Genomic DNA, 22,386 nt, shown 5'->3' with positions numbered 1-22,386 from the left:
CGCCCAGCAACACGACCTACCCGACACCGTCAGCGGCCACACCGAGCTGACCGAAACCAGATAGGAAACACTCCGGGAAACCGGGGGAACCTCACCTTGAGCCCCCTTGATCGCTGCTCCGTCGGGCACGCACGCTCGCCAGCGACCGTTTTACAGCGGGCTGACGTTCTTGGTCGTAGGTGTCTTCTGATCTGCGCATACTGCCCGCGTTCGAGAGTCGGCGGGTGAGATCACCCTGCGCATATCCCGTGCCAAGCCATCGGCTGACAGCTTCGCAAATCACCAGTTGTCCCAGCTGTGCAGACCGTACCAAGGCCCGGTGAGGTGCCGATAGGTGTCATCGCCGACCTCCTCGGGCCGGCCTTGGGGAAGCATGACGAAATGCGTGTTGCTGTAGATGGCCCATTCCTCGCCGTTGAGGACGGCGCTGCCGGGGACATCCTGTGAGTTGTCCCACCTGTTATAGGGCGCTGCCCCGCAGATCCGGTACAGCCCGAGCCAGCGACAGGAAAAGTCTCCCGCAGTCTCAGCGGTTACCGTTCGGGCGTAAGCTTCCATGCTCGGTTTCGAGATCGTGAACCGCAGCCAGAAAGGGGCGTCTGCCACGAGCGCCATCACGACGCCCGCGACTATGAAGCCGGGCACCAACCAACGCCCTAATCGGCCTGAGACCGCGCCCCTGTGGCTCGCCAGGCCAAAGCGGATCACATAGGTCATCATCAAGGGAACCCCGATGAAGAAAGCGGCCAGGCACATCTCGATGCCGTACCAGTGAGGGACGCTGGCCCAGTACAGGATGACGCAGGCCAGGGCCGACAGCATGGTCAGCAACGGCCATCCAGGCGGCTTTGTGATCACGCGTCACTTTAACCCCGCATCGGCTACCCAGCGCCCAACCCTGGGGTCACGATCTGCGGCTGGAGTCCAGCGTACCTACCGCTTCATGGCTCGACAGCGCTTGAGGAGTGCCGTGACTTTGCCGTGGTCGCGTGCACCGTTCAGCTCGTCGAGCAAATCGTCGGGACATAACTCGTAGAGGTCACCCCACCAGCGACGCGCCTTGTTGTCCCAGATCCGGTAGCCACCGGGAACGCCTCTGGCGACATACCGTCTCCTGCCCATAGTTCGTCACCCTGCAACCCTCCGGTTCAGGGGTCAAGAGCGGTGGTCAGCCGCGTTGTTCGGTGAGCCGGGGTGAGGAATGACCCCTGGATCGTCGATCGCCCCCAAGCATGTGTGGCGGCCAGCCGTGCTCTGGCGATCGTGAGGGCTGCATCTGTGCGGTGGCGCGGCAACCCCGGTCGGAGCGTTCGGCCAGTGCGGCGCGGCTGGTGTGTGGCGCCCGGCCCGGTGTCTCGCCGCCGTCCGGGACCGGCCCCCAGGCCGCACGCCCGGACGGCGGGCGGGCGAAGAGCCGGGGTGCGGCGGCGCGCCGCGCCGCCGCCTTGACCTGGACGCCGGAACCGTACGGATCGAACGTCAGTTGATGCAGATCACCGGCAAGGGCCTCGTCTTCGCCGATCTGAAGTCGAACGCGGGCAAGCGGACGGTGGTGATCCCCGAGTTGATCATCGAGGATCTGCAGGTGCACGTGAAGGACTTCACCCAGGACGGTGACAGGGACCGGTCTTCGCGGGGCCGGACGACGGGCCGCTGAGGAACACCAACTTCAACCGGCATGTCTGGGCTCGGGCTCTCCAGGACGCGGACCTTCCGAAGATCCATTTTCACGACCGGCGGCACACCGGCAACACCCTCGCCGCGAAAACCGAGGCGTCGATCCGGGAGCTGATGGAACGCATAGGGCACTCCAGCACGCGGGCGGCGATGATCTATCAGCACTCCACCGACGAGCGGCAACGGGAGGTGGCGAGGAAGCTCGACGGCCTCGCCCGAGGGGCACTCAAGGAGGGATCGGGCACGCGACGGGCACGGCGGTACTCTCGTCGAGACGGTCTCCGGCATTGCGCCGCCCCTCCCCGCATGGGTACGGCTTGCCGTAGGCGATCGGGCACGACGCCGGGGATGCTGGATAGCACCGGAGGCCGTCACTGCCCTGTGCCCCATGAAGGCATGCCGACCCGGAAACCTGCGGCTCAAAAGATCGGCCTCGGCTCGTTCCAGATAGTTCAATGCAGGTCAGAGGGCATGAGTGGTCCATCCTGAACGGCTCTGAACGCCCCTGTATTGCACCCCGAAGTGCAACACGCGACCCGCTGGGCTGAAGACCGCGGCCGGTCGGCCCGCTCCTGAGGCGACAGAACGAGGCAGGCGCATCGGTGGTGAGTTCAGCGGAATCCGACCCGCCGAACTCGCCACGCGTACGCGCCTATGCGTTGGCGGTCAAACGAGTGCCAACGCCGACGAAGTCTTCTTCATCAGCGTTGCGACGCCGACGGCCGCCAGCCAGATGGCGGCGATGCCATTGAACATCGCGACCGCACCCCAGCCGTTGGAGGCGTAGAACTCCGACGAATTGAAGCCGAAGAACATCGACGGCACTCCGGCCAGGTGCAGTGCGGCGATGCCGAATGACGACCAGCCGACCCACCGAGGAAAAGCGCGGGAGCGCAGCACCGCGCGCCCGAAGGCGACACCGAAGACAACCAGCATCAGGTGGCTGATGGCACCGTAGAGCAGATAGGTGGGTACGGTGCGGGTCGGGTCGATCCACTCGGTGGCCTTGATGGCACTGCTGCCTTCGAGCCCCTTGGCGACCATGTCGATGATCGTCCATGCCACGCCGGCGGTACCGGCGACCGCGCCGAACCATTCGGACCGGGCATCGGCCCGCGCGACCAGAAACCGGACGCCAGTCATGAACACCAGGAACAGCGTGAGCGCGAAGAAGTTGAAGAGCGTACGGGTGAGGATCAGCCAGTCCGGCATGAGACTGCCGGTCTCGACACCGCAGATCGGGGGGTCACATGCAGGTACCACGAAGTAGAGAGGAAGTTCGGCCATCGCGAAAACGGCGCCGAGGATCGCGGCCAGGCCGATCCAGCGACGGCCCACGACCGGGGGTTGAATCTGTGTAAGCGATGAAGTGTTCATGCCATGCACAGTAACAACAACTGTGTAAGCCGTCTACTATTTCACTCAGATCTTCGAGAGGATGCCGGCCATGACCCCACGCAAGAGCTCCGGACGCGACGCCGTACGAGATCGCGAGATCGCACCGGATCGCGCGCACACCGATGACGCCGACCTCGAGGCGCTGCCACCAGGCCTGGCTGCGGCCTGGGGCGTTGTCGACACCGGGGGGCGGCGCGGTCCTAAGCCGGCGCACAGCGTCGAGAAGATCATCGCGGTCGCGACGGAATTGGCCGACGAGGAAGGCATCGCTGCCGCCTCGCTGCCGAAAGTGGCCGGCCGGATCGGCGTGACCACCAACGCGCTGTATCGCTACGTCAGCTCCAAGGATGAGCTCATCGTACTCCTGGCCGATCGCGCCTGGGGTGACCCGCCCGCGCTGCCGGACGGCGATTGGCGAGAGGCCGCTGCGCTGTGGTCACGCCAGCTGTTCGAACGCTTCCTCTCCCGTCCATGGCTGCTGGACGTGCCGACAACTGTCTCCCTGACTCCGCACAACGCGGCCTGGCTGGATGCTCTGATCACCGTGCTCGGGTCGACCGGTATGGAGGCGCAGCAGATGCTGAACTGTGCGTACCTCCTCGACAGCCACGCCCGGTACGGCGCCAACCTGCGGCGCAACACTCCGACACCGGCCGCGTTGCGCCGTGCGAATCCTGATCAGCAGCGGGCGGTGCGTGCGGTCCGCGTGTTCCTGGACAGCCAACTCCGCTCCCGCGACCTGAATGCCGTCGCGGACGCGATGGAGGATCCGATGTTTCTCTCCGACGAACCCCCGCTCGATGGCTTCGAATTCGGCCTTGCGAGGATTCTCGATGGCATCGAGGCATATGTGCAGCGGTGAGAATGTCACAGCAGTTGGCCTGTCGGATGGGAAGTCGCCGATGTGGGAGTGCCATCACCTCGCGTTGGACCAGTCGCCCCGGCCGGCCGTGACTTTTGGGCGTCGACCCGCACGCCGAAGCCCGCACGCCGGTCATCAGTGGAGCAGCAGGCGTGCATGGACAATCGGCCATGATGCCGGTCTGGGTGATCAGCGTTCAAGGCATGGACGACAACGCATCGGCAGGGTCGCGGCAACCTACGCGGATTGCAGAACCCTCGGTGTGGATGAGCGGCGGGATCGGTCGCATCTGCGGCGTTTTGGTACGTCAGGTGCTGTGTGGGGCCCCATTAGAGGGCATCTGAAAAGTCATGATCGTTGTGCTCCGAGACGGTGCAGGAGCAGCATGCAGGTGGCCGTGTAGATGACGTTCTCGGAGGTCGCGATCAGGTACTCGTAGTCGACCGACGAGCGGCAGCGGGAAGTGGCAAGGAAGCTCGACGGCCTCGCCCGAGGGGCACTCAAGGAGGGATCGGGCACGTAACGGGCACGGAGGCGAAACGGGGTCTGATGAAGATCAAAGCCCAGGTGACGACCGTAGTGTCTGACCTGGGCTTTTTCGTTTCGGGAGAGCTGGTGGGGCGTTCACGAGTACGGCTGAGCTGCGCGAATCCGAGAGTTCAATGATTGCTTCCCGGACACGCAATGATCGTTTCCCAGTGCTTACAGTCCGCCGAGGGACTGATCGACTACCGGCTTGCCAGGGGCCCCGCTCCGGCGAGCCCGGCGTCGGAGAGGCTTCAGGCCGAAAACGTGGTGGCGCACGCGCTGCGGCATCTGGTGCATCTTCTGCACAGCGATCCCGTGGTGGCGGCAGCGTTCGCGGAGACGCCGGCCGTCGTTTAAAGGCTGCAGCGGCTGCCGCCCGAACTGGTCACAGCCGGGCTGTCGTCGTCAGGGTAACAGCGGTCAGCGCGGTGAGCAGGGCCCAGGCGGGCGCGAAACCGCCGGTCAGGTCCGTGAGCAGGCCGAGCACGGGTGGCGCCAGAATGACCGCCACCTGGTTGACGGCCATGGCCAGGCCCAGGGCGAATCCGGTATGGTCCGGCGGCGCCGATTCGGCGGCGTAGGCGACCCAGGGGCCGTACCAGCCGATTCCGAAGAAGCCGAGCCAGACGAAGACCAGACAGGCCGCGACAGGGGAGCGGCCGATGGGGGTCGTCAACACGGTGGTCCCGATGATCACGGCGGCCAGGCATGTCAGGACGCAGGCGTAGCGGCCGGATCTGTGGCGGTCACTCCAGGCCGCCAGGCAGATACGGCCCAGCGCGCCCGCGCACTGGACCGCGACGTAGACCAAAGCCGCCGAGGCGGAGGCCATGGACGTCACCTCGTGCAGGTACAGCACGGTGAGGACGCCCACGCCGCTGTGCACCGACACCATGCTCGTACCGGACAAGATGATCTTCTTCATGTACGGTTCGCGGAGCAGTTCCAGCCGCACGCGGGACGTGGTCGGCATTGGGCGTTGGTCCGGGCGGTGGTAGAAGGCCATGAAGGCGACGGCGCCTGACAGTGCGACGAGCGCGCCGGCCACGAGTGTCGACCGCCAGCCGAAGTCCGTTGCCAGTGAGGGAAGTGCGAAGGCGGCCAGGACGCCCCCGAGCGGGAGCCCCGCCTGGCGGATACCCATGGCCAAGCCACGCTGCCGGGTGTCGAACCAGGACGCCACCGATTTACTGCCGCCCGGCTGAATGGTGCTGTACCCCGCACCGACGATCAGCAGGACGACGAGCAAGGAGACATACCCCGGGGCCGCGCTTCCAGCGGCCAGCGCGACGGCGACCACAAGGGCACCGATCCCGACGATCCAGCGTTCGTCGTGACGGTCCAGCACTCGTCCCGCCACGAGTAGACCGGCTAGAGGAAGCAGCTGAGCCGCCGACAGCAGCAGGCCCAGTTGGGTCGTGTTCAGCTCCAGGTCTCGTTGCAGGTGAACACCCATCGCGCCGATGCCCTGCACGAAAAACGCGGCTGCGGCTTGAGTGAAAGTCGCAACCCCCAGAATGACCCAGCGGTATTGCGATGTCTTCACGGCTTCCAGAACAGCAGGGGGTCGGGGTGGTCGGAGAAGCCGAGCTGCCGGTAGAGCGGTTCCGCCTCGTGGGAGGCGGTGAGGTCGACCCGTACGGCGTTGCGGTCGCGGAACCAATCGAGCAGGCCGAGCATGATCGCCCGGCCGTGCCCGCGCCGCCGGTACGACGGGTCGGTGACCATGCCGATGACGTGGCCGATCCTCCCGTTGCGGGAGTGGGGGCCGGGGAACCACTGTTCGATCGTGCCGATGCCGCAGGCGGCCAGGCCGGTGTCGCCGTCCACGACCAGGATCTGGCAGTCGGGTTCGGTCAGCTTCTGCTGGAAAATCCGTGCGAGCGTGTCATGCCAGTCGTCACCGGCGTTCGCGGGGTTGAAGAAATCGCCGCCGAGGTCGTCGAAGAGCAGTGCCCGGAGGCGGACGAGTTCCGGAATGTCGTTTTCTGTTGCTGTTCGCGTCATGGCGTACAGGCTGATGTAATGAGCTTGTGCACCTCAACCCTTACGGCGCGGACGTGGTGAACTTCGCCGCGGAACTGGCGAACCGTCCGCCGGCGAGCGCCGATGAACTCGCCGACCGCTGCCGCACAGCCGGTCTGGTGCTGGAACGCCCCGTCGAACCCTCGGATCTCGACCAGACCCTCGCCGTCATCGACGTCTGGACGAAGGTCGTAGACGCCACGGGCGAGCACGCGAAGGCTGAGTTGGTCAACGAGATGCTGGCCCGGTCGGCCGCCTATCCCCGGCTGACCGACCACGCCCATGGTTGGCACCTGCACTATCGCGACGACCTGCAGCCGCTCGGCGCGGTGCTGTTCGCGCTGATCTCCGTGGGCACGGCGATGCACCTCGTCAGCCGGGGCATGGACCGGCTCGGACGGTGCGCTGCCGCTGGTTGCGAGACGATCTTCGCGGACACCTCACGCACCGCACGGCAGCGTTACTGCTCCCAGCCGTGCGCCAACCGGGACGCGGTACGCCGCCACCGCCACCGCGCCCGCCAGTCCGCCTCCCCCACCCGACTTGCCGACAGGCGACGGTAGCCGACGTCGTCGGCCGGCAGCTCGTCGTGGGCTCCGGTGATGATCGTGCGGCCGTCCTGGAGCATGACCACGCGGTCGGCGGTGCGGATAGCGGACAGGCGGTGAGCGACGACCAGGGTGGTTCGGCCTTCCATGACCTGCGAACGGCGAAAAGGATCGATGATGTCTCCCGCACGCCGATCACAACCACGTTCTCGGTCGGCAGGCCGCGCCACCCCGGGGGTCGGTGGGCCACAGTCACCGCCCGAGGGCGGCCTCCAACAGGGCAATGGTGGCCACGTCCGGCCAAGAGGCCCCAGCGAGCAGGTCGTTGGTGGATTGCCGGTTGACCCCGGACCTCTGCTCCCCAGCTCCTAAACCAGGACGAACCCGATTCGGAAATCCCTGAAACGACAAGTCCCGCCTGATCGAAACGATCAGACGGGATCCCGTCAACCTCAGTCCAGCCGTCTCAAGAACGACTCGTCGGTGTGAATCGCCCCGGGTTCGATGGAGACCTCAGTGGTTGATTGCTAGGGCTTCGTTGAGGTGGTGTTGAGCGTAGTAGATCGCCTCGAACTCCTCGGGTGGGAGATGTTCGATGGCTGAGTGCAGGCGGGTGGTGTTGAACCAGCCCCCCATTCAGCGGTGGCCGGTTCCACGTCGGCCAGGCTGCGCCATGGGCCTCGGGGCTTGATCAGCTCGGTCTTGTAGAGGCCGATCTGCGATTCCATCAGAGCGTTGTCGAGCGCGTCGCCGACCGTGCCGATGGAAGCGTCGATGCTGGCCGCCGGCAGATGGGTGGTGAACCGGAAAGACGTGTACTGACTGCCCGCGTCCGAGTGATGAACCAGTCCTGGCCCGACCGGGTGGCCGGTACGCTCGCGCCGCCACAGGGCCATATCCAGGGCGTCCAGCACGACGGTGGTGTGCTTGGTCAGCGAGGCGGCCCAGCCGACGATCGCCCGGGAGTGGACGTCGACGACGAACGCGACATAGACCACCCCGCACCAGGCGGAAACGTGGGTGAAGTCGGCCACCCAGGTGGCGTTCGGCCGCTGGGCGGTGAAGTCGCGCTGCAGCCGATCGGCCGCCCGCTCGTGTCCTGGATCCGGCGTGGTGGTGCGGATCTTCTTGCCACGCCGGGCGCCTTGCAGGCCGGGCGCGCGCATGCGCCGCTCGACGGTGCAGCGAGCCACCCGATGCCCTTCGCGCAGCAGTTGTTGCCGGACTTTGCGGGCGCCGTAGACGCCGTAGTTGCCGGTGTGAATGCGCTGGATATGGACGTCCAGCTCGGCGTCGCGAACCACTCGCGTCGAGAGCGGCCGCTTCTTGGCGGCGTAGTAGGTGCTGGTGGGGATGGGGCAGCCGTGCTCGGTCAGGACACGGCAGATCGGCTCGACACCGAACACGCCGGCGTGCTGGTCGATGAAGGTCACGAGTGCGTGTGTGGCCGGTCGAGCTCGGCCGCGAAGAAAGCCGAGGCGGCCTTCAGGATCTCGTTGGCGCGGCGGAGTTCGGCGTTCTCCCGGCGCAGCCGCTTAATGGCCTGCCAATGGCCCGCCAATGGCCTTCAACCTGCCGATCTGTGAACACGGACTTACTTCCCACCTCCGCCTTCTCCACATCACCGGCGGCTCTCAGATCAAGGTCCCGGATGGCTCGCCGAACCGTGCCATCTTGTAGCACCGGGTAGCACATCCTTGTAAGGTTGAAGGGTGAACACTCCTCAGCCCGACCTCTCCCATCAGATCTCTCAGCGTGACCTGCGCAACCGGTCAGCCGAGATCATGGATGGGCTGGAACGAGGGGAGCGGTACGCCGTCACCCGTAACGGCCACCACATCGGCGATCTCGTTCCCATCCGCCGCCGACGCCGAGCCGTCTCACGGGCGGAATTCACCGCCGTGTCTCGCGGCATGCCATGGCTTGACGACCGGAAATACCGCGAGGACATGGATCGCCACGTCAGCGACGAGTTCTACGACCCCTACGACCGCGCTTACGGCAGAGGCGTGGTCATGGAGAACGAGGAATGACCCACGCCCAGGGGTTGCTCGACACCAACATCCTTATCCTGCGCGCCGGCATCGACCCCGATGAGCTCCCGGATGAGATGATGATCAGCGCCATCACCACCGCGGAGCTGTCAGTCGGCGTGCTGGTGGCCACCGGACCACAGGAGCTCGCCCAGCGGATGAAGATCCTGCAGACCGTCGAGGCAGAGTTCGATCCACTTCCCTTCGACGACGCCGCCGCCCGTGAGTACGGCCAACTGTGGACGGCCATCATCGCCTCAGGACGTAAACCCCGCCCCCGTACAGCGGACCTGATGATCGCCTGCGTGGCCGTCGCAAACCGGCTGCCCCTCTACACCTGCAATCCCAAGGACTTCAAAGGCCTGGACCACCTACTCTCCGTGGTTCCGGTCACCCGGCCGCGTTGGGACAGCGGATGAGCGTAAGACAGCCGAAACGCTCGGTGATCGGCTAGATGCGTGGCCGTTGCTGTACTTCCGTGCCGTACAGACCTTGAAGGGCCCGTGAAACGACCGAAGCCCAGGCTGGGGAAGCATCCCTGGCCTGAGCTTTTCGTTAGTGGAGCCTAGGAGATTCGAACTCCTGACATCCTGCTTGCAAAGACGCACGCCGATCATGCTCGACCTGCGAAGACGCAGCTCACGGCACTGATCGCGTTCCCCGTGACTCCCCGCTGTTCCCCTCGTTTCCCGCCCCATCGGGCACGCGACGGGCACGGCGCTCAGGACAGACATCTTCTTATCAGGACCAGGTCACCCCTGATCAAGGACTCGCGATCCGGCTTCGGGCGGTGCTGGACGAGTGTGGGCGTGAGCTGCTGCATGCCTCTATTGCAGTACCGATGTTCCATGACCCCGTGACGATTCAGAACGACCCGAAAACCAGATGAGCACCAGATGCACGAAGTGGGACGATCCGGATCATGGCTAAAGGAACGCCCCTCATGGACTTGAAGAGAGCAAAACGTTCCGGCGAACCTGTGCGAGTCAGCCGTGAGATCGACTGTGCGGATCGGCTCGATGCCTACGTGGTCGGCATCGGCCGCAAGTGGGTACTGCTGCACACCATCTCCGCCGAACTTCATCTTGACGGCCACTCGGCCATACGTCTCCGCGATATCGAGTGCGCGACGCGTTCGGGCTGGAAGGGTGCAGCCATGACCCATCGTGCCCTCGCCTTGCGCGGGGAATGCGTTCAGCCTCTGGCCGGGGTCGACCTTAATTCCACCGCGGGTCTGATCGAGACGCTGACCGGGGCGTTTCCTCTTATGGCTGTCTACATCGAGAAGATCGACCCACATGTCTGCTACATCGGTCGCGCTCACGGGATCACCCGAAAGAAGCGATTGCGTCTCCAGGAGATCGGGCCGGCGGCGGACTGGGCGCTCACCTACTCCACGAACAAGACAACGGACATCACCCGGTTCGACATCGGTGGCGGGTACATCGATGCCCTCCATGCGGTCGGCGGAGATCCACCAAAGTGTTGATCTTCGACAGTCTGGCTGTTCAGAGCCGTCCACCTCAGTTCACGATCGTCCACCCGCTTGGCTCCTCGGATGGCTCCCCCCATCATGCGCACATCCAGCAGTAGAGCATCTGGTCATGCTCCTTCGCGCGCCGGGCCAGCCCCACGAGTTCCTCCGCCAGGGACAACATGTCCCCCACGTCAACCGAGGTGAAATGCGAGAACTCCTCGATTCCCCCCACCTCTCCACCACCGCCCGCAGGCGTGAGTCGTCCACGCCGTCGAGGATGTCACGCACGTTCACCGGCAACTCGTCGATACCCGGCCCCTCCAGGTAGGGCGAGTCCTCCGGCAGGGCGTCCCACTCCTCGTCACTCTGCGGAACACCTTCCGGAGGCGGATGCAACGCCACCGTGTCGGCCAGACCCGAAGCGAAGCCGACATCACCGATGAACGCCACAAGCTGCCCCAAGACCACTCAAGGGTCGATCCACTTGGTCTCCACCGCGTCGAAGCCGGGAACCCCCGTAAAGCCCGCCGATCACACTGGAATGCTCCGGCTGGACGATCACGGACTCCCGGTTCGCCGCTCGGTAGTACTCGCAGAAAACACCCATGTGAGCACTCCTGCCCGACCTCGCGAAACATGGTCAGCTTCTCAGCTGACGGACAAGCTAAAGGACGCGGCCGCATCCGCAAAAGGGCGGCCTGCGACCGGCCCGGCGTACCACGCACGCCCCACCTCAACCACTTACGGCTCTACGGGCTCGTTCGGGCGATCATTCCGGAGCCGAGTGCCCCCGCCGGAGGCTGGGATTTTCCGCTGTTGATAGATAGTCAGGGCCGTGGCGGCAACGGCAAAGCCGACGCCGACGATAGCCAAAGCCACTACTTCACCCGAGGCGAACGCTATGTAGCCCGATGCGACCAACGTAAGAAGTCCCATGCCCAAGAGCGCTAGAAAGCTGTAGGACATGTTCTCTGGATCACTCACGGAGTGATCGTATGGGGTGCCACGCTAATGACGACAGGGAACGATGAGGCAGCGTATGGCCGGTCTGTCGCCAGTTAGAACGAGGTCGGGCGGTGGCGCGGCCCCGGTACGGCGGATGGTAAGAGAGCGGCGGGCGCTGGGGGCAGCGTGGCACTGAGCCCCGCGCCGTCCGGGATCGGCGCCCACACCACGCGCTCGGGCGGCGTTCGGGCATCGGGCCGTGCGGCGGCGCGAAGCGCCGCGCTCGACGGCCTCGCTCGTGGGGCACTCAAGGAGGGATCGGGCACGCAACGGGCACGGAGGCGAAACGGGGTCTGATGAAGATCAAAGCCCAGGTGACGACCGTAGTATCTGACCTGGGCTTTTTCGTTTCGGGAGAGCTGGTGGAGCCTAGGAGATTCGAACTCCTGACATCCTGCTTGCAAATCGGTCTGATCTTGAGCCGTACGGGGCCTGAGCTGGGCGGCTGGCTCCCCGCGAGTGACCGTGACTGACCTCTGTTGACCGCCCTTAATGGCCCGCTAATGGCCCGGCGACCAGAACCGAACGCCAGGTCAGGCGCCGTCGCTCGGGCAGTTGAAGTACACGGTGAGGCTGGGCCAGTCGCCGTCCTCGGTGATCTCGTTGTGCATGATCAGGTCGTGGATTTCGACGTTGCCCAGTTCCTCGATGGTGTCTGCGACCCTGCGAAGGAGTGCAGGCACGTCTTCTTGTCCTGGCCCCTTCGGGTTGGCCTGGGAGAAGTGGTGCATGGTCCAGGTGCTTCGCTGGGACATTTCCAGCCTTTCTCTGGTCGCTGCGCTGTACCGCAGCATAGAGAGCATGCGGCCTCGCGCCGCGCACTCCACCCGCCTGATCATCCCGTCTGCCGTCGACCCGCCCGAAGGGGAAGCGGGCCGGGGCCACGGGGCCAAGGTGGAGCGCCCCACCGGACGAACGACCTTGGCCCCGTGGCCCCGGTCTGCTCGGCTTGTCCCGGGTCGATGGCAGACGGGATGATCAGGCCCCTACCTCAGCCACCTACGGACCACACGGCGAAGCCCCCGATCATCCCGGAGCCGGAGCGCCCCCGCCGGAGGCATGGTGTTTCTCCTCCTGTCGGAGGCCTCTGCCAGGCTGTGGCAATGAGGCATGAGGGGACTTCAGAGTTTTTGCAGATCACCAACCCACACGAGATGCCATCTGACCTGCGGCGGGAGGTGATTGAGTGCTGGGTTACGGTGACCAACGCCGGGGGCGCGGCCGGTTTTCCTTTTCCCCCTGTCACCTTTGATCAGGTGGCGGGAGCCGCTGATCAGCTCATCGCCGATCTCGCCCCGCAGCGGAGCCGGCTCCTCTTGGCCTGCGTCGACGGGATGCTCGCTGGTTGGCTGAACATACGCAGAGACGTCAACCCGTTGATCGCTCACTGGGGTACGGTCCACCATGTCCAGACCCACACTGGCTTCCGTGGCAAGGGCATCGGTGCCGCGCTGATGCACTGTGTGCGTCGCCTGGCCCGTGAGGAGATGGGGCTCGAACAACTCCACCTCGCCGCCCGGGGTGGTGTGGGGCTCGAAGACTTCTATGGGCGGCTGGGCTGGCAGGAAATCGGCCGGTGGCCCGGCGCGCTGCGGCTCGCGCCCGGTGATGACCGGGACGAGATCCTGATGGCGCTCAAGCTCTGACCACGTTCGGCGGTGGCGCGGCGCTGGCGTCGGCGAGTTTGGTTGGTACGGCGGGTGCGCTGTACGGCTACGGCCCGGGGCGCCGCCGGCCGGGACCGGCGCCCACGCCGCACGCCCGGGCGGCGTGCGGCAGAGGGCCGGGTACGGCGGCGCGCCGCGCCGCCGCCTTGATACCTCATAAGAACAATTCGGCAGTGATCGCAACAGGGCATCGAAGGCTGAGGGTAGATTCGTGATCAGGCGGTGCTGAGCTGAACTCGATCCCCGAACTGATGACAATCTTTGTCGGACTTCTCTGCATGGTCTTCCCCCATGTCTCGTACACCTACAGGCACGACAGCGCGCGAGACAAGAAGGGCAAGGTGGTGCGTGATGAACGTACGAAGGACCTGCGGGTCTCGATCGGTAGCCGGTCGGCGGCAGCCCTCGTGACTGCGATGTTCACGTCCCTATGGGGATGGTCGCAGATTAGCGGGGGGTCGGGTTGAGCTCAGCAACGCTTCTCAGCTTCGAGCAGGTGAACGCCGTCGTGATGACGGATGGCTGGCGCCTGGTCGTGGTGCATGGCGTCCAGGACGCGGATGGCGAATGCCTCGGAGGCGAGGGATGAGACCTCGTCCGCGGTGACCCAGCGGAAGGCGCGGGTTTCGTCGGTTTCGGTGAGGTGGCCGCCGATGACCTTGCAGCGGAAGACCAGGGCGACGATGCCGCGGGTCATGTTCTTGTAGACGCCGGTCAGGGTGACGGGCTCGACGGTGAGGCCGGTCTCTTCGTGGATCTCGCGGAGGAGGCCGGTGGTGATGTCCTCGTCGCGTTCGAGGACTCCGCCGGGCGCCTCCCAGTGGCCGTTGTCGCGGCGTTGGGTGAGGAGTGCGCGGCCCTGGTCGTCGATGATCACGCCCGCCACGCTGACGGAGTGCTGCGTGTTGTGGTGATCCATCGGATGTCCTCCGGGGCTGCTGATCGCTATTCTCGGTCTGCGGTACATATATGTACGAGTTGAGGAGTGGTCGTGGCCGAGCTGCCGTTGCCGGATCTGGACCCGACCAGTGATCGGGCCGTCTTCCGGCAGATCGCCGACCACATCCGGGACGCGATCGAGCGGGGCGTTCTCGCCGAGGGTGACAAAGTGCCCTCAGAGGCTCAGCTCATGCAACACTACGGCGTCGCGCGGATGACCATTCGCAACGCCCTCCAGGTCTTGCAGGGTGAGGGCCTGACGGTGGCCGAGCATGGGCGTGGTGTCTTCGTCCGGTCGCATCCGCCGGTTCGCCGACTGGCTTCGGACCGGTTCGCGCGCCGTCATCGCGAGCAGGGCAAGGCCGCGTTCATCGCGGAGACCGAGGGCGCGGGCGGGAAGCCGTCCGTCGACTCCATCAAGATCACCGAGGAGAGGCCGGCGGCGGAGGTCGCAGAGAAGCTGGGGATCGCCTCGAAGGATCTCGTGGTCTGTCGCTCGCGCCGATACCTGATCAATGGTCAGCCGGTGGAGACGGCGACCTCGTACATCCCGGCGGAGATCGCTCGGGGGACGCGGATCGCGGAGCCGGACAGCGGGCCGGGCGGGATCTACGCCCGGCTGGAGGAGTTGGGCTTCCGGCTCGATCATTTCGTGGAGGAGATCCGCTCCCGGATGCCGCTCCGCGACGAGGTGCGGGCGTTGAAGCTGGCTCCGGGTGTTCCGGTGTTTCACCTGGTCCGGACGGCTTACGCCACCGACGGCCGTGCGGTCGAGGTGTGCGACACGGTGATGTCGAGTGACGCCTACGTGTTGTCGTACGAACTTCCTGCGCGGTAGAGCTTGACGAACTCCTCTAGAGGAGTCATAAATGAGTCGTGCCCAATCTCCTCTAGACGAGGAGACGTCTAGAGCTATCGCTCAGTCATTCAGGGCAAGCAGATGTGGAGGGGCGAAGCCTTATGGCTGACCTGTGCGTGTCCTGCGGTGGACGGGGGTGGAAGTTCGTGAGTCCTCGGCGTGGATTGCTGGCCGGTCCGGGGGAGGTCTCGCCTTCACTTCGCGTTCGCGAAGACTGCTCCACGTGTGCGGGAGCGTCCTCCGGGAAAACGCGGGCGGAGGAGTCATGAAGGGTCTGGCAGGCCTGGGTGGCCCTTCGGCGCTGGAGAAGGCCGAGTCACTCCGGGTCACGCTGGCACTTCGGGGAATCAACGCCGACGTCATGGGGGATCACAGCCTGGCGCTGGTGTCGGTCTGGGCAGGCCTGACCGTCTGGTGCAACGGCCTGTTCTTCTGGTGGCACGTCGACTGGAACCCCACGACTCGGCGTGCCCGATACACCGGTCATCCGGTGCCGGAGTTCGAGCGGGTCGTCGAGCAGGTCACGCGTCGCTACACCGATCTCCGGCAGCAACAGGCTTCACCCTCGACGGCTCTCCACCCCTATCGAGGTGACCATGGGCCACGTTGAGCGGGAAGCCATGATGGCCGTCGAACTCGCCAAAGGACGGCAGGCCGGTGAGCTGCGTGTGGGTGACCGACTCGCCTTCGCTTACGGATCGACGGTTGGCAGGTGGGGGTTTGAGATGTCGCCGGTTCAAGTCGAGGCCGGCGGACGGGCCACCTCCTCGGCGGGATGGGTGTGGGGGCGGGTCGTGGGGATCAGTGAGGGATTGTGGCGTTCCTTCCCCGTGGCGACCGACAGGCGAACGGTGTGGGTGCGGTGCGACTTTGGCGATCACTCGTCGATCGTCACTGGCATCCCGTACGAGGTCATGGTTGTGACCTGGCGTTCTGCCTCCTAGAGCGAGTGCGGCGGTGAGACCGGTGGGGCCTTGGAGTGGCACCTCATGGTCGGCCGAAGGGGTTCTGGAGGGGGCCGTAAGGTCGACCCTCGCCGCCGCACTCTTCGTTCATGCAGGTAGAGCAGCTATGCAAGCTGATCGCCCGCCTCTATGCTGACGATAAGTCGAGTAGTTGGGTTGTTGTCATGTCCCTGTCTGATGAGGAATACGCTCCGCCGAAGTACGCCCAGATCGTCACGGCGATCCGGCGCAAGATCGCGGATGGCACCTATCCCCCCGGTTCACAGCTCCCCTCGGAGAGCCAGCTCATCCGCGAGTTCGCGGTCAGCCGTCCCACCGTGGTGCGAGCGCTTCAGACGTTGCAGCTGCGCGGGATCATCGACCGTGAGCATGGCAGGGGTTCGTACGTGAAGACTCCACCGCCCGGCGCCGTCGAGGATGTCTCTCGCCCCGGCCGTGCCGTACTGGATCGTCTGGAAGCCGGCGAGGGCGGGACCGTCATTGAAGCAGGGGCACGATCAGCACCGGACAACGTGGCGGCGGCGCTCTCCTTCCCTGAGCATGCTCCGGTCATGATGCGGCGTGTGCTGTTCAGCGAGGCCGATGAACCGTGTGAACTGGTGACGTTCTGGTGTCCGATCGAGCTGGCCGAGGGGACGGATCTGGGCCGCGAGATACCGCTGACGGTGAGCGTGCGTCAACACCTGCACAGCGTGAAGGGGTTGCGCCTGGACCGGGTGAGGGAACGGCTGGCCGCTCGTCATCCTCTGCCGCACGAGATCAAGATCCTGGGACTGGGCAGGTCGGCTGCCGTTCTGGGAGTGCTGGCACGGGTGTTCGACGCCTCGGGACAGCTGGCGCTGGTCGTCGAGATCGCTCTCCCTGGAGAGCTGCACGAACTGGAAGACTCCTACGCCCTGTGATGTGACCTAGGTCACAGCAAATCTCGGGAACTTGTGTTGTCGAGCACTCGTTTCCCGATTACCTCAACTCGACAATACGAGTTAGCGACATTACGACAGGAGAAACAATCATGGCCATCCAGGGTCCCATCGCGATCGGCTTCGACCAGGTCTTCCCGCACGGCTGCTACGTCGTCGGCGAGGTCGAGCAGGTCAAGGACTTCGACGCCTCCACCAACGGGCGCACCGTCTACGCCAAGGACAGGACCACCGGTCTCGCGGTCTGGCAGATCCCGGTCATGGACGCCGACCCGGCCGTGAAGGCCGCTCAGAAAACCGTCGCCGTCAAGATCCTCACTGACGTTCAGCCGGTTCCCCCGGCTCCGCTGCCGGGCTCGCCGTTCACCCCGGTCGAGTTCGACGGCATGACCGTCACCCCGTACGTCGCCCAGAACGGCCGACTGGCCTACTCCATCCGGGCCATGGCGATGCGGGCTCCCCGTACGGCCACGACCTCGACCCGGCAGGCCGCCTCGGCATCGGCCAAGGAAACGGCCGGCAAGGAGATCGCGGCCTGAAAACGCAAGCGGGGCCGCCAGAAGTTGCAGCTTCCGGCGGCCCCTCGGTTCTCCCCTGGACTCGGAACTCAAGGAAGAGGGCTCAAGCCTAATGTTCAAGAAACTGCCCGGTGACGAAGCTCAGCGCCTCGTCTCCACGACCCCTGACACCGCCGTGGTGTTCCGCCCGGCTGTGGTCCGTACTCCCGCCATGGTGACGCTGATCATCTTCACCTGGCGTACGGTCGCCGGATTTGTCCGGCTGCTGTGGCGGCATCCGATCGCCTCGGCCGTCGTCGCGGTGCCCGGCGTGATCTGGATCGTGTATGGCTGGCCGTACGGCCTCGGCGTCGTCGCCCTGGTGCTCATCGCTCCGACCGGGTGGGCGCTGGTCCACCGCGCCTCGTTCCTGCGCCTGATCGGCTGGCGACTGCTGGCCTGGTGGCGGCTGGTGTGGGTGTACCGGCGGCACTGGCAACCGGTGATGCTCATCTCCGGTCTGGGCCGTCACGTGAGCGGCCGTGACTACCTTCCCCGCCTCGTCGCCGTGCGCTGCACCTCGTGGGCCGACCTGGTCACGGTGAAGATCCTCACCGGTCAGGCCGTCACCGACTGGGCCGACCGTACCGAGCAACTCGCCCACGGGTTCGGGGCCGCCTCCTGCCGGGTGACCATCGCCAGGTCCGGCCGGCTGCTGCTGACCTTTCCTCGTCGCGACCCGTTAGCCGTTCCGCTGTCCGCCGTACCGATCCCGGCGACCGGATCGGTGGGACCGGTGGAGATCGGTCGCTGTGAGGACGGCGCACCGTGGCGGCTCAAGGTCCACGGCACTCATGTCCTGGTCGCGGGTGCCACCGGGGCGGGCAAGGGATCCGTCATCTGGTCGACGATCCGGGGCCTGCTGCCCGCCGTTCGCGCGGGTCTGGTCGAGATCTGGGCGCTGGATCCCAAGCTCATGGAGTTGAGCTTCGGCCGGGACCTGTTCGGCGACCGTTACGCCGCGACTCCGGAAGCCTGCGTCGGGCTGCTGGAAGCGGCGGTCAGGGTGATGCAGGAACGGGCGGATCGCTTCGCCGGAGTCCGGCGCAACCACATCCCCACCGTGGAGGATCCCTTCGTCCTGGTGGTGGTCGACGAGGTGGCGTTCCTGACCGCCTACCAGCCTGACAAGGGTCTTCGGGTGCGCACCATCGCGGCCCTGGCCACCCTCACCACCCAGGGCAGAGCGGTCGGGGTCGGGGTGCTGGCGGCTCTCCAGGATCCCCGCAAGGACGTGTTGACCATCCGGAACCTGTTCCCCGACAAGATCGCCCTCCGCCTCGACGAGTCTGAGCAGGTCGACATGGTGCTCGGCGACGGTACCCGGGACCGGGGTGCGCTGGCCGATCACATCTCCTCCGTTCCTGAACAGGGGGCGGGTGTCGCCTACGTCCGGCTGGAGACCTCACCCGATCCGATCCGGGTCCGCGCCACCTACGTCTCCGACGACGACATCCGCGACATGGTCGCCGTGCTCACCGCCGACACCCTGCCTCTGTCAGAGGAGGTGGGCTGATGCGCGTCATCGTCTGCGCCACCTGGGCCGAACTGCGTGCCTCCGGGCTACTCGACCTCGACGACGCCGGGACGCCGCCGCGCTTCGTGCTGGTGAACCTGCGGCTGCACCGCGATCCCTACAGCGACGCCTACCGGCTGTACGCCGACGTACTCGACCGGAAGGAGGTCAGGTGACCGACATCGTCCACTCGTCCGCTCCCGAGACTCCCAACGGCGCGGATCGCACCCTTCCCCGGCTTGTCCGTGACACCCTGCCTCTTGCACTCGACGTCGCGGTGGAGGTGGCCAAGCTCAACGGGGTCTGTATCCGCCCGATCGAGCTGCGCCGCTTCGACACCCACACCGGTCGCACCGAACCGTTCGACATCCCCTGCGGAACAACGCAGGAAGCCAAGTGCCCGCCGTGCGCCAAGCGGAACAAGCAGTTGCGCAAAGCCCAGTGCCGGGAAGGCTGGCACCTGGAGGCCGAACCTGTCGCCGAACCGCACCCCAGCACCGCCGATCAGCGCTGGCTGATCGAGTTCCGGGCCGACGTGCAGGCCAAGCGCGACCAGGCCGAACGCGACGGCGAAGACGTGGCCGACTGGGATGAGGCCATCGCGGGCATCGACGCCGAGATCAACGCTGCTGGCATGCGGGGCAACGTCGTCGGTGGCCGGACCGCTCCCCGGCGCTCTCGCTCCACCCGGCGCCGCCAGGACGCCCCGGACCTGCCTCGACGGGCCAAGCAGGACACCACCCTGGGCCGGACCTTCGTCGCCCCGGACGGGAAGGTGTTTCGGCCCTCACTGTTCGTCACCCTCACCCTGCCGTCGTACGGCAAGATCCGCTCTGGTGAGGGAGTCCCAGTCGATCCGGCCGGTTACGACTACGCCTGCGCGGCTCGGGACGCGCTGCACTTCTCCAAGCTGATGGACCGGTTCGTGCAGAACCTTCGCCGGGTGGCGGGCTATGACGTGCAGTACTTCGCCACAGTGGAGCCCCAAAAGCGGTTTGCGCCGCATCTGCACATGGCGATCCGCGGGACCCTGCCCCGTGCGGAGATCAAGCAGATCGCCGCCGCCACCTATCACCAGGTGTGGTGGCCGTCCGTGGATGAGGTCCGCTTCGGGGGTGAGCACCTGCCGGTGTGGGCCGAGCGGGATGAACGTGCCGAGCAGTACCCGGACGGACAGGCCGGCGACTACCTCGACCCCATCACCGGTGAGCTGCTGCCCACCTGGGACGAGGCGCTTGACCAGCTCGACCAGGACGACGAGGCCGAACCCCTGCACGTGGTCCGCTTCGGTGCCCAAGTCGACGTTCAAGGCGTCATCGCGGGTTCGCCGAATACCCACAAGCGCATCGGCTACCTGACCAAGTACCTCACCAAGAGCCTGGGCGACACCCTCGACCTCGACCAGGACAACGAGGACCAGGACGACGAGGACGCTCCCGATCCGGCTGTGTCGGTTGCTCGTGAGGCGATCAACCGGGCTCGCCGGGACCACGCCGCCCGGCTGGTCGAGGCCCTGCGCTACGAACCGTGCTCGCCGACCTGCGCCAACTGGCTTCGGTACGGTGTGCAGCCCAAGGGTGCCAAGTCGGGCATGACGCCGGGTCGGTGCAAGGGCAAGGCGCACAAGGCCGAACACCTCGGCTACGCGGGCCGTCGCGTCCTGGTCTCCCGCAAGTGGTCGAACAAGACCCTGCGCGACCACAAGCAGGACCGCCGCGCCTGGGTCCTCGACATGCTGGGCCTCCCTGACGAGATCGAGACCGACCCGCACCGGTACGTCTGGCGGCCGGTCTCGACCAAGGACCCGACCCGGACCCCGTTGCCGCTCCGGCTGCTGCGCGGCGTGGCCAACCGGCAGCGAACCAAAGTCCGGCTCGACGAGTTGCGGGCCAGAGCCGATGGCAGACCCGTCCCCGACTTTTCGGCAACTCCGGTCCTGGAGGTGGCGGCATGAGCAGGAAGACCACACCAGAACCTGCCTCGCTACTGCCCGAGCTGGCACGTGGGCGGCTGCTGACTGTGGAGGAGGCGGCCGAGCGGCTGAACACCACCGTCCGCTTTCCCCGTCGTCTGATCGCGGAGCGCCGCATCTTCTTCGTTCGCGTCGGTCGCAACGTCCGCATTCCTGAGGCTGCGGTGGAGGCGTTCATCTCCGCCGGGCTTGTCGAACCGATCACCTTGAGCAGAAAAGGACGGGCCGCTTGATGGCGAACAGGGACGGTCACCGCCGTTTCGGCAACATCCGCAAGCGTGAGTCCGGCCGGTTCCAGATCCGCTATCCCGGCCCTGACGGACGTCTGAGAACGGGCTCCGCGACCTACGCGACCAGGACGGATGCCGACCGCGCGCTCACGCTGATCGAGGCTCAGATTCTTTCGGGCGAGTGGACGGACCCGGACCACGGCAAGGTCCTGCTCAGCGACTACTCGGAGTCGTGGATCAAGGAGCGGCCGAACCTGCGGCCCAAGACGGTCGAGGGATACACCTGGCTGCGGCGGCGCCACATCGTGCCGGGCCTGGGCGGGGTGGCGGTCGGCAAGCTCACTCCGCAGATGGTCCGGACCTGGCGGGCCGATCTCCTGGCCGACGGGGTCTCGGTCACGGTGGCGGCCAAGGCGTACCGGCTGCTGCGGGCCATCCTCACGACGGCGGTGGAGGAGGACAAGATGCTCGCGCGCAACCCGTGCCGGATCAAGGGGGCCGACAACGAGCAGACTCCCGAGCGGCCGATCCTGACCGTGGCACAGGTCTTCGAACTGGCCGACCGAATGGCCGACCGTCGTTTCCGGGCGCTGGTACTGCTGACGACCTTCGCCAGCCTGCGCTGGGGCGAGGTGACCGCGCTGCGCCGTTCGGACCTCGACCTGACGGCCCGTACGGTCCGCGTCAGAGAGCAGCTCCTCGAATTGGAAGGGGGGAAGATGCTGCTCGGTCCGCCGAAGTCCCGGGCCGGTCGGCGAGTCGTCGGCATTCCTTCGGCAATCGTTCCCGCGCTCGCCGAACACCTGGCGGTCTTCGTAGGCGAGGAGCCGGACGCCTTCGTGTTTCTCGGCAAGCGGGGCGGGTTCCTGCGGGGCAACAACTTCCGGCGGGAGGCCAAGTGGGCGGACGCGCTCAAGGAGATGGGCGTCAAGGGCCTGCACTTTCATGACCTGCGGCACACCGGGAACACGCTGGCGGCGCAGTCGGGAGCGAGTCTGGCCGACCTGAAGGCGCGGATGGGGCATGACAGCGACCGGGCCGCGATGATCTACCAGCACGCCACGCGGGACGCCGACCAGAGGATCGCCGACGCGCTGAGCGCACGTGTGGAGGCTGAGCAGCGGAAGGACCAAGGCGACGAGGGGAAGCCAGCCGGAGAGGGCTAATGGCCCGTTAATGGCCCGGGGGAGTCGGGCGAAGATCAGGTG

The 22,386-nt window shown here is 66.0% G+C and carries 28 protein-coding genes; 18 read left to right on the top strand and 10 right to left on the bottom strand.

The window, feature by feature from the left end; genetic code table 11:
• Nucleotides 1-279: 279 nt before the first annotated feature.
• Nucleotides 280-831: a hypothetical protein gene (locus tag AB0N02_RS44750; RefSeq protein WP_363960780.1), complete on the bottom strand. Its 552-nt coding sequence runs from the start codon at nt 829-831 to the stop codon at nt 280-282.
• Nucleotides 832-1,486: 655 nt separating this feature from the next.
• Between AB0N02_RS44750 and AB0N02_RS44745 the strand changes: the two genes are divergently transcribed.
• Nucleotides 1,487-1,657 (top strand): hypothetical protein, encoded by a 171-nt coding sequence (locus AB0N02_RS44745; protein WP_363960778.1) that lies wholly within the window; start codon nt 1,487-1,489, stop codon nt 1,655-1,657.
• Nucleotides 1,654-2,166, top strand: coding sequence for a tyrosine-type recombinase/integrase (locus AB0N02_RS44740; RefSeq protein ID WP_363960784.1), 513 nt, complete (start codon nt 1,654-1,656; stop codon nt 2,164-2,166). Before AB0N02_RS44745 ends, AB0N02_RS44740 begins: the two co-directional genes overlap by 4 nt.
• A 177-nt stretch (nt 2,167-2,343) precedes the next feature.
• On the opposite strand, the gene AB0N02_RS44735 is transcribed toward AB0N02_RS44740, so the two are convergent.
• A complete protein-coding gene (locus AB0N02_RS44735; protein WP_363960776.1) occupies nt 2,344-3,054 on the bottom strand; it encodes a hypothetical protein in 711 nt (236 codons plus the stop codon).
• 70 nt (nt 3,055-3,124) lie between these two features.
• On the opposite strand from AB0N02_RS44735, the gene AB0N02_RS44730 reads away from it, so the two are divergent.
• Nucleotides 3,125-3,937: a TetR/AcrR family transcriptional regulator gene (locus AB0N02_RS44730; protein ID WP_363960774.1), complete on the top strand. Its 813-nt coding sequence runs from the start codon at nt 3,125-3,127 to the stop codon at nt 3,935-3,937.
• Nucleotides 3,938-4,285: 348 nt separating this feature from the next.
• On the opposite strand, the gene AB0N02_RS44725 is transcribed toward AB0N02_RS44730, so the two are convergent.
• Entirely contained in the window at nt 4,286-4,441 is a 156-nt protein-coding gene (locus AB0N02_RS44725) for a hypothetical protein (protein ID WP_363960772.1), read from the bottom strand.
• A gap of 180 nt (nt 4,442-4,621) precedes the next feature.
• Between AB0N02_RS44725 and AB0N02_RS44720 the strand changes: the two genes are divergently transcribed.
• Nucleotides 4,622-4,822 carry a hypothetical protein gene (locus tag AB0N02_RS44720; RefSeq protein WP_363960770.1) on the top strand — a complete coding sequence of 67 codons (201 nt, stop codon included), beginning with the start codon at nt 4,622-4,624 and terminating at the stop codon, nt 4,820-4,822.
• Nucleotides 4,823-4,850: 28 nt separating this feature from the next.
• Here the strand turns inward: AB0N02_RS44720 and AB0N02_RS44715 are convergent, their stop codons facing one another.
• Both AB0N02_RS44715 and AB0N02_RS44710 read right to left on the bottom strand, forming a co-directional pair.
• Complete coding sequence (locus AB0N02_RS44715) at nt 4,851-6,011, bottom strand: MFS transporter (protein ID WP_363960768.1); 1,161 nt, start codon at nt 6,009-6,011, stop codon at nt 4,851-4,853.
• Entirely contained in the window at nt 6,008-6,472 is a 465-nt protein-coding gene (locus AB0N02_RS44710; RefSeq protein WP_363960766.1) for a GNAT family N-acetyltransferase, read from the bottom strand. Before AB0N02_RS44710 ends, AB0N02_RS44715 begins: the two co-directional genes overlap by 4 nt.
• Nucleotides 6,473-6,498: 26 nt before the next feature.
• Here AB0N02_RS44710 and AB0N02_RS44705 point away from each other — a divergent pair, with 26 nt between their 5' ends.
• A complete protein-coding gene (locus AB0N02_RS44705; protein ID WP_363960764.1) occupies nt 6,499-7,053 on the top strand; it encodes a CGNR zinc finger domain-containing protein in 555 nt (184 codons plus the stop codon).
• A 512-nt stretch (nt 7,054-7,565) separates the two neighbouring features.
• Here AB0N02_RS44705 and AB0N02_RS44700 read toward each other — a convergent pair.
• Nucleotides 7,566-8,471 carry an IS3 family transposase gene (locus tag AB0N02_RS44700; protein WP_363960762.1) on the bottom strand — a complete coding sequence of 302 codons (906 nt, stop codon included), beginning with the start codon at nt 8,469-8,471 and terminating at the stop codon, nt 7,566-7,568.
• The gene (locus AB0N02_RS44695; protein ID WP_363960760.1) at nt 8,468-8,599 is read right to left on the bottom strand and encodes a hypothetical protein; all 132 of its coding nucleotides are present in this window, start codon (nt 8,597-8,599) and stop codon (nt 8,468-8,470) included. The genes AB0N02_RS44700 and AB0N02_RS44695 overlap by 4 nt, the downstream gene beginning before the upstream one ends.
• Nucleotides 8,600-8,750: 151 nt before the next feature.
• Here AB0N02_RS44695 and AB0N02_RS44690 point away from each other — a divergent pair, with 151 nt between their 5' ends.
• The 3 genes from AB0N02_RS44690 to AB0N02_RS44680 all read left to right on the top strand — a co-directional run bounded on the left by AB0N02_RS44690 (nt 8,751) and on the right by AB0N02_RS44680 (nt 10,560).
• Nucleotides 8,751-9,071: a prevent-host-death protein gene (locus tag AB0N02_RS44690; protein WP_363960758.1), complete on the top strand. Its 321-nt coding sequence runs from the start codon at nt 8,751-8,753 to the stop codon at nt 9,069-9,071.
• Nucleotides 9,068-9,490, top strand: a complete 423-nt coding sequence (locus tag AB0N02_RS44685) for a type II toxin-antitoxin system VapC family toxin (RefSeq protein ID WP_363960756.1) — start codon at nt 9,068-9,070, stop codon at nt 9,488-9,490. The genes AB0N02_RS44690 and AB0N02_RS44685 overlap by 4 nt, the downstream gene beginning before the upstream one ends.
• A 524-nt stretch (nt 9,491-10,014) precedes the next feature.
• Nucleotides 10,015-10,560 (top strand): hypothetical protein, encoded by a 546-nt coding sequence (locus AB0N02_RS44680; protein WP_363960754.1) that lies wholly within the window; start codon nt 10,015-10,017, stop codon nt 10,558-10,560.
• A 729-nt stretch (nt 10,561-11,289) separates the two neighbouring features.
• On the opposite strand, the gene AB0N02_RS44675 is transcribed toward AB0N02_RS44680, so the two are convergent.
• Together AB0N02_RS44675 and AB0N02_RS44670 are read right to left on the bottom strand one after the other, a co-directional pair.
• Nucleotides 11,290-11,532 carry a hypothetical protein gene (locus AB0N02_RS44675; RefSeq protein WP_363960752.1) on the bottom strand — a complete coding sequence of 81 codons (243 nt, stop codon included), beginning with the start codon at nt 11,530-11,532 and terminating at the stop codon, nt 11,290-11,292.
• 554 nt (nt 11,533-12,086) lie between these two features.
• On the bottom strand, nt 12,087-12,308 hold the full coding sequence (locus AB0N02_RS44670) for a hypothetical protein (protein ID WP_363960750.1): 222 nt from the start codon (nt 12,306-12,308) through the stop codon (nt 12,087-12,089).
• Nucleotides 12,309-12,656: 348 nt separating this feature from the next.
• Here AB0N02_RS44670 and AB0N02_RS44665 point away from each other — a divergent pair, with 348 nt between their 5' ends.
• The gene (locus AB0N02_RS44665; protein WP_363960748.1) at nt 12,657-13,199 is read left to right on the top strand and encodes a GNAT family N-acetyltransferase; all 543 of its coding nucleotides are present in this window, start codon (nt 12,657-12,659) and stop codon (nt 13,197-13,199) included.
• A 490-nt stretch (nt 13,200-13,689) separates the two neighbouring features.
• On the opposite strand, the gene AB0N02_RS44660 is transcribed toward AB0N02_RS44665, so the two are convergent.
• On the bottom strand, nt 13,690-14,139 hold the full coding sequence (locus AB0N02_RS44660) for an NUDIX domain-containing protein (RefSeq protein ID WP_363960746.1): 450 nt from the start codon (nt 14,137-14,139) through the stop codon (nt 13,690-13,692).
• Nucleotides 14,140-14,211: 72 nt separating this feature from the next.
• Here AB0N02_RS44660 and AB0N02_RS44655 point away from each other — a divergent pair, with 72 nt between their 5' ends.
• The 9 genes from AB0N02_RS44655 to AB0N02_RS44615 all read left to right on the top strand — a co-directional run bounded on the left by AB0N02_RS44655 (nt 14,212) and on the right by AB0N02_RS44615 (nt 22,344).
• Nucleotides 14,212-14,997, top strand: coding sequence for a GntR family transcriptional regulator (locus tag AB0N02_RS44655; protein ID WP_363960744.1), 786 nt, complete (start codon nt 14,212-14,214; stop codon nt 14,995-14,997).
• A 286-nt stretch (nt 14,998-15,283) separates the two neighbouring features.
• Nucleotides 15,284-15,628: a hypothetical protein gene (locus tag AB0N02_RS44650; protein ID WP_363960742.1), complete on the top strand. Its 345-nt coding sequence runs from the start codon at nt 15,284-15,286 to the stop codon at nt 15,626-15,628.
• 444 nt (nt 15,629-16,072) lie between these two features.
• The gene (locus AB0N02_RS44645; protein ID WP_363960740.1) at nt 16,073-16,885 is read left to right on the top strand and encodes a GntR family transcriptional regulator; all 813 of its coding nucleotides are present in this window, start codon (nt 16,073-16,075) and stop codon (nt 16,883-16,885) included.
• Nucleotides 16,886-16,995: 110 nt separating this feature from the next.
• Entirely contained in the window at nt 16,996-17,442 is a 447-nt protein-coding gene (locus tag AB0N02_RS44640; protein ID WP_363960738.1) for a plasmid replication, integration and excision activator, read from the top strand.
• A gap of 91 nt (nt 17,443-17,533) precedes the next feature.
• On the top strand, nt 17,534-18,976 hold the full coding sequence (locus tag AB0N02_RS44635; RefSeq protein WP_363960736.1) for an FtsK/SpoIIIE domain-containing protein: 1,443 nt from the start codon (nt 17,534-17,536) through the stop codon (nt 18,974-18,976).
• Entirely contained in the window at nt 18,976-19,152 is a 177-nt protein-coding gene (locus tag AB0N02_RS44630) for a hypothetical protein (RefSeq protein ID WP_363960734.1), read from the top strand. The genes AB0N02_RS44635 and AB0N02_RS44630 overlap by 1 nt, the downstream gene beginning before the upstream one ends.
• Nucleotides 19,149-20,930, top strand: a complete 1,782-nt coding sequence (locus tag AB0N02_RS44625) for a replication initiator (RefSeq protein WP_363960732.1) — start codon at nt 19,149-19,151, stop codon at nt 20,928-20,930. Before AB0N02_RS44630 ends, AB0N02_RS44625 begins: the two co-directional genes overlap by 4 nt.
• Nucleotides 20,927-21,181, top strand: coding sequence for a helix-turn-helix domain-containing protein (locus AB0N02_RS44620; RefSeq protein WP_363960730.1), 255 nt, complete (start codon nt 20,927-20,929; stop codon nt 21,179-21,181). The genes AB0N02_RS44625 and AB0N02_RS44620 overlap by 4 nt, the downstream gene beginning before the upstream one ends.
• Nucleotides 21,181-22,344 (top strand): site-specific integrase, encoded by a 1,164-nt coding sequence (locus AB0N02_RS44615; protein WP_363960728.1) that lies wholly within the window; start codon nt 21,181-21,183, stop codon nt 22,342-22,344. The genes AB0N02_RS44620 and AB0N02_RS44615 overlap by 1 nt, the downstream gene beginning before the upstream one ends.
• The last annotated feature ends 42 nt before the right edge of the window (nt 22,345-22,386 follow it).

It is taken from the genome of Streptosporangium sp. NPDC051022, from assembly GCF_040683035.1.
GTDB lineage: Bacteria > Actinomycetota > Actinomycetes > Streptosporangiales > Streptosporangiaceae > Streptosporangium.
Note: the sequence above shows the minus strand (reverse complement) of the source record. Positions and strands in the feature narration are given on the sequence as shown.

Coding starts and splice junctions, on each gene's coding strand:
- AB0N02_RS44745 (WP_363960778.1), top strand. CDS start 1,487: ATGCAGATCACCGGCAAGGGCCTCGTCTTCGCCGATCTGAAGTCGAAC.
- AB0N02_RS44735 (WP_363960776.1), bottom strand. CDS start 3,054: ATGAACACTTCATCGCTTACACAGATTCAACCCCCGGTCGTGGGCCGT.
- AB0N02_RS44730 (WP_363960774.1), top strand. CDS start 3,125: ATGACCCCACGCAAGAGCTCCGGACGCGACGCCGTACGAGATCGCGAG.
- AB0N02_RS44720 (WP_363960770.1), top strand. CDS start 4,622: ATGATCGTTTCCCAGTGCTTACAGTCCGCCGAGGGACTGATCGACTAC.
- AB0N02_RS44710 (WP_363960766.1), bottom strand. CDS start 6,472: ATGACGCGAACAGCAACAGAAAACGACATTCCGGAACTCGTCCGCCTC.
- AB0N02_RS44685 (WP_363960756.1), top strand. CDS start 9,068: ATGACCCACGCCCAGGGGTTGCTCGACACCAACATCCTTATCCTGCGC.
- AB0N02_RS44680 (WP_363960754.1), top strand. CDS start 10,015: ATGGACTTGAAGAGAGCAAAACGTTCCGGCGAACCTGTGCGAGTCAGC.
- AB0N02_RS44670 (WP_363960750.1), bottom strand. CDS start 12,308: ATGTCCCAGCGAAGCACCTGGACCATGCACCACTTCTCCCAGGCCAAC.
- AB0N02_RS44665 (WP_363960748.1), top strand. CDS start 12,657: ATGAGGCATGAGGGGACTTCAGAGTTTTTGCAGATCACCAACCCACAC.
- AB0N02_RS44660 (WP_363960746.1), bottom strand. CDS start 14,139: ATGGATCACCACAACACGCAGCACTCCGTCAGCGTGGCGGGCGTGATC.
- AB0N02_RS44650 (WP_363960742.1), top strand. CDS start 15,284: ATGAAGGGTCTGGCAGGCCTGGGTGGCCCTTCGGCGCTGGAGAAGGCC.
- AB0N02_RS44645 (WP_363960740.1), top strand. CDS start 16,073: ATGCAGGTAGAGCAGCTATGCAAGCTGATCGCCCGCCTCTATGCTGAC.
- AB0N02_RS44640 (WP_363960738.1), top strand. CDS start 16,996: ATGGCCATCCAGGGTCCCATCGCGATCGGCTTCGACCAGGTCTTCCCG.
- AB0N02_RS44635 (WP_363960736.1), top strand. CDS start 17,534: ATGTTCAAGAAACTGCCCGGTGACGAAGCTCAGCGCCTCGTCTCCACG.
- AB0N02_RS44630 (WP_363960734.1), top strand. CDS start 18,976: ATGCGCGTCATCGTCTGCGCCACCTGGGCCGAACTGCGTGCCTCCGGG.
- AB0N02_RS44620 (WP_363960730.1), top strand. CDS start 20,927: ATGAGCAGGAAGACCACACCAGAACCTGCCTCGCTACTGCCCGAGCTG.
- AB0N02_RS44615 (WP_363960728.1), top strand. CDS start 21,181: ATGGCGAACAGGGACGGTCACCGCCGTTTCGGCAACATCCGCAAGCGT.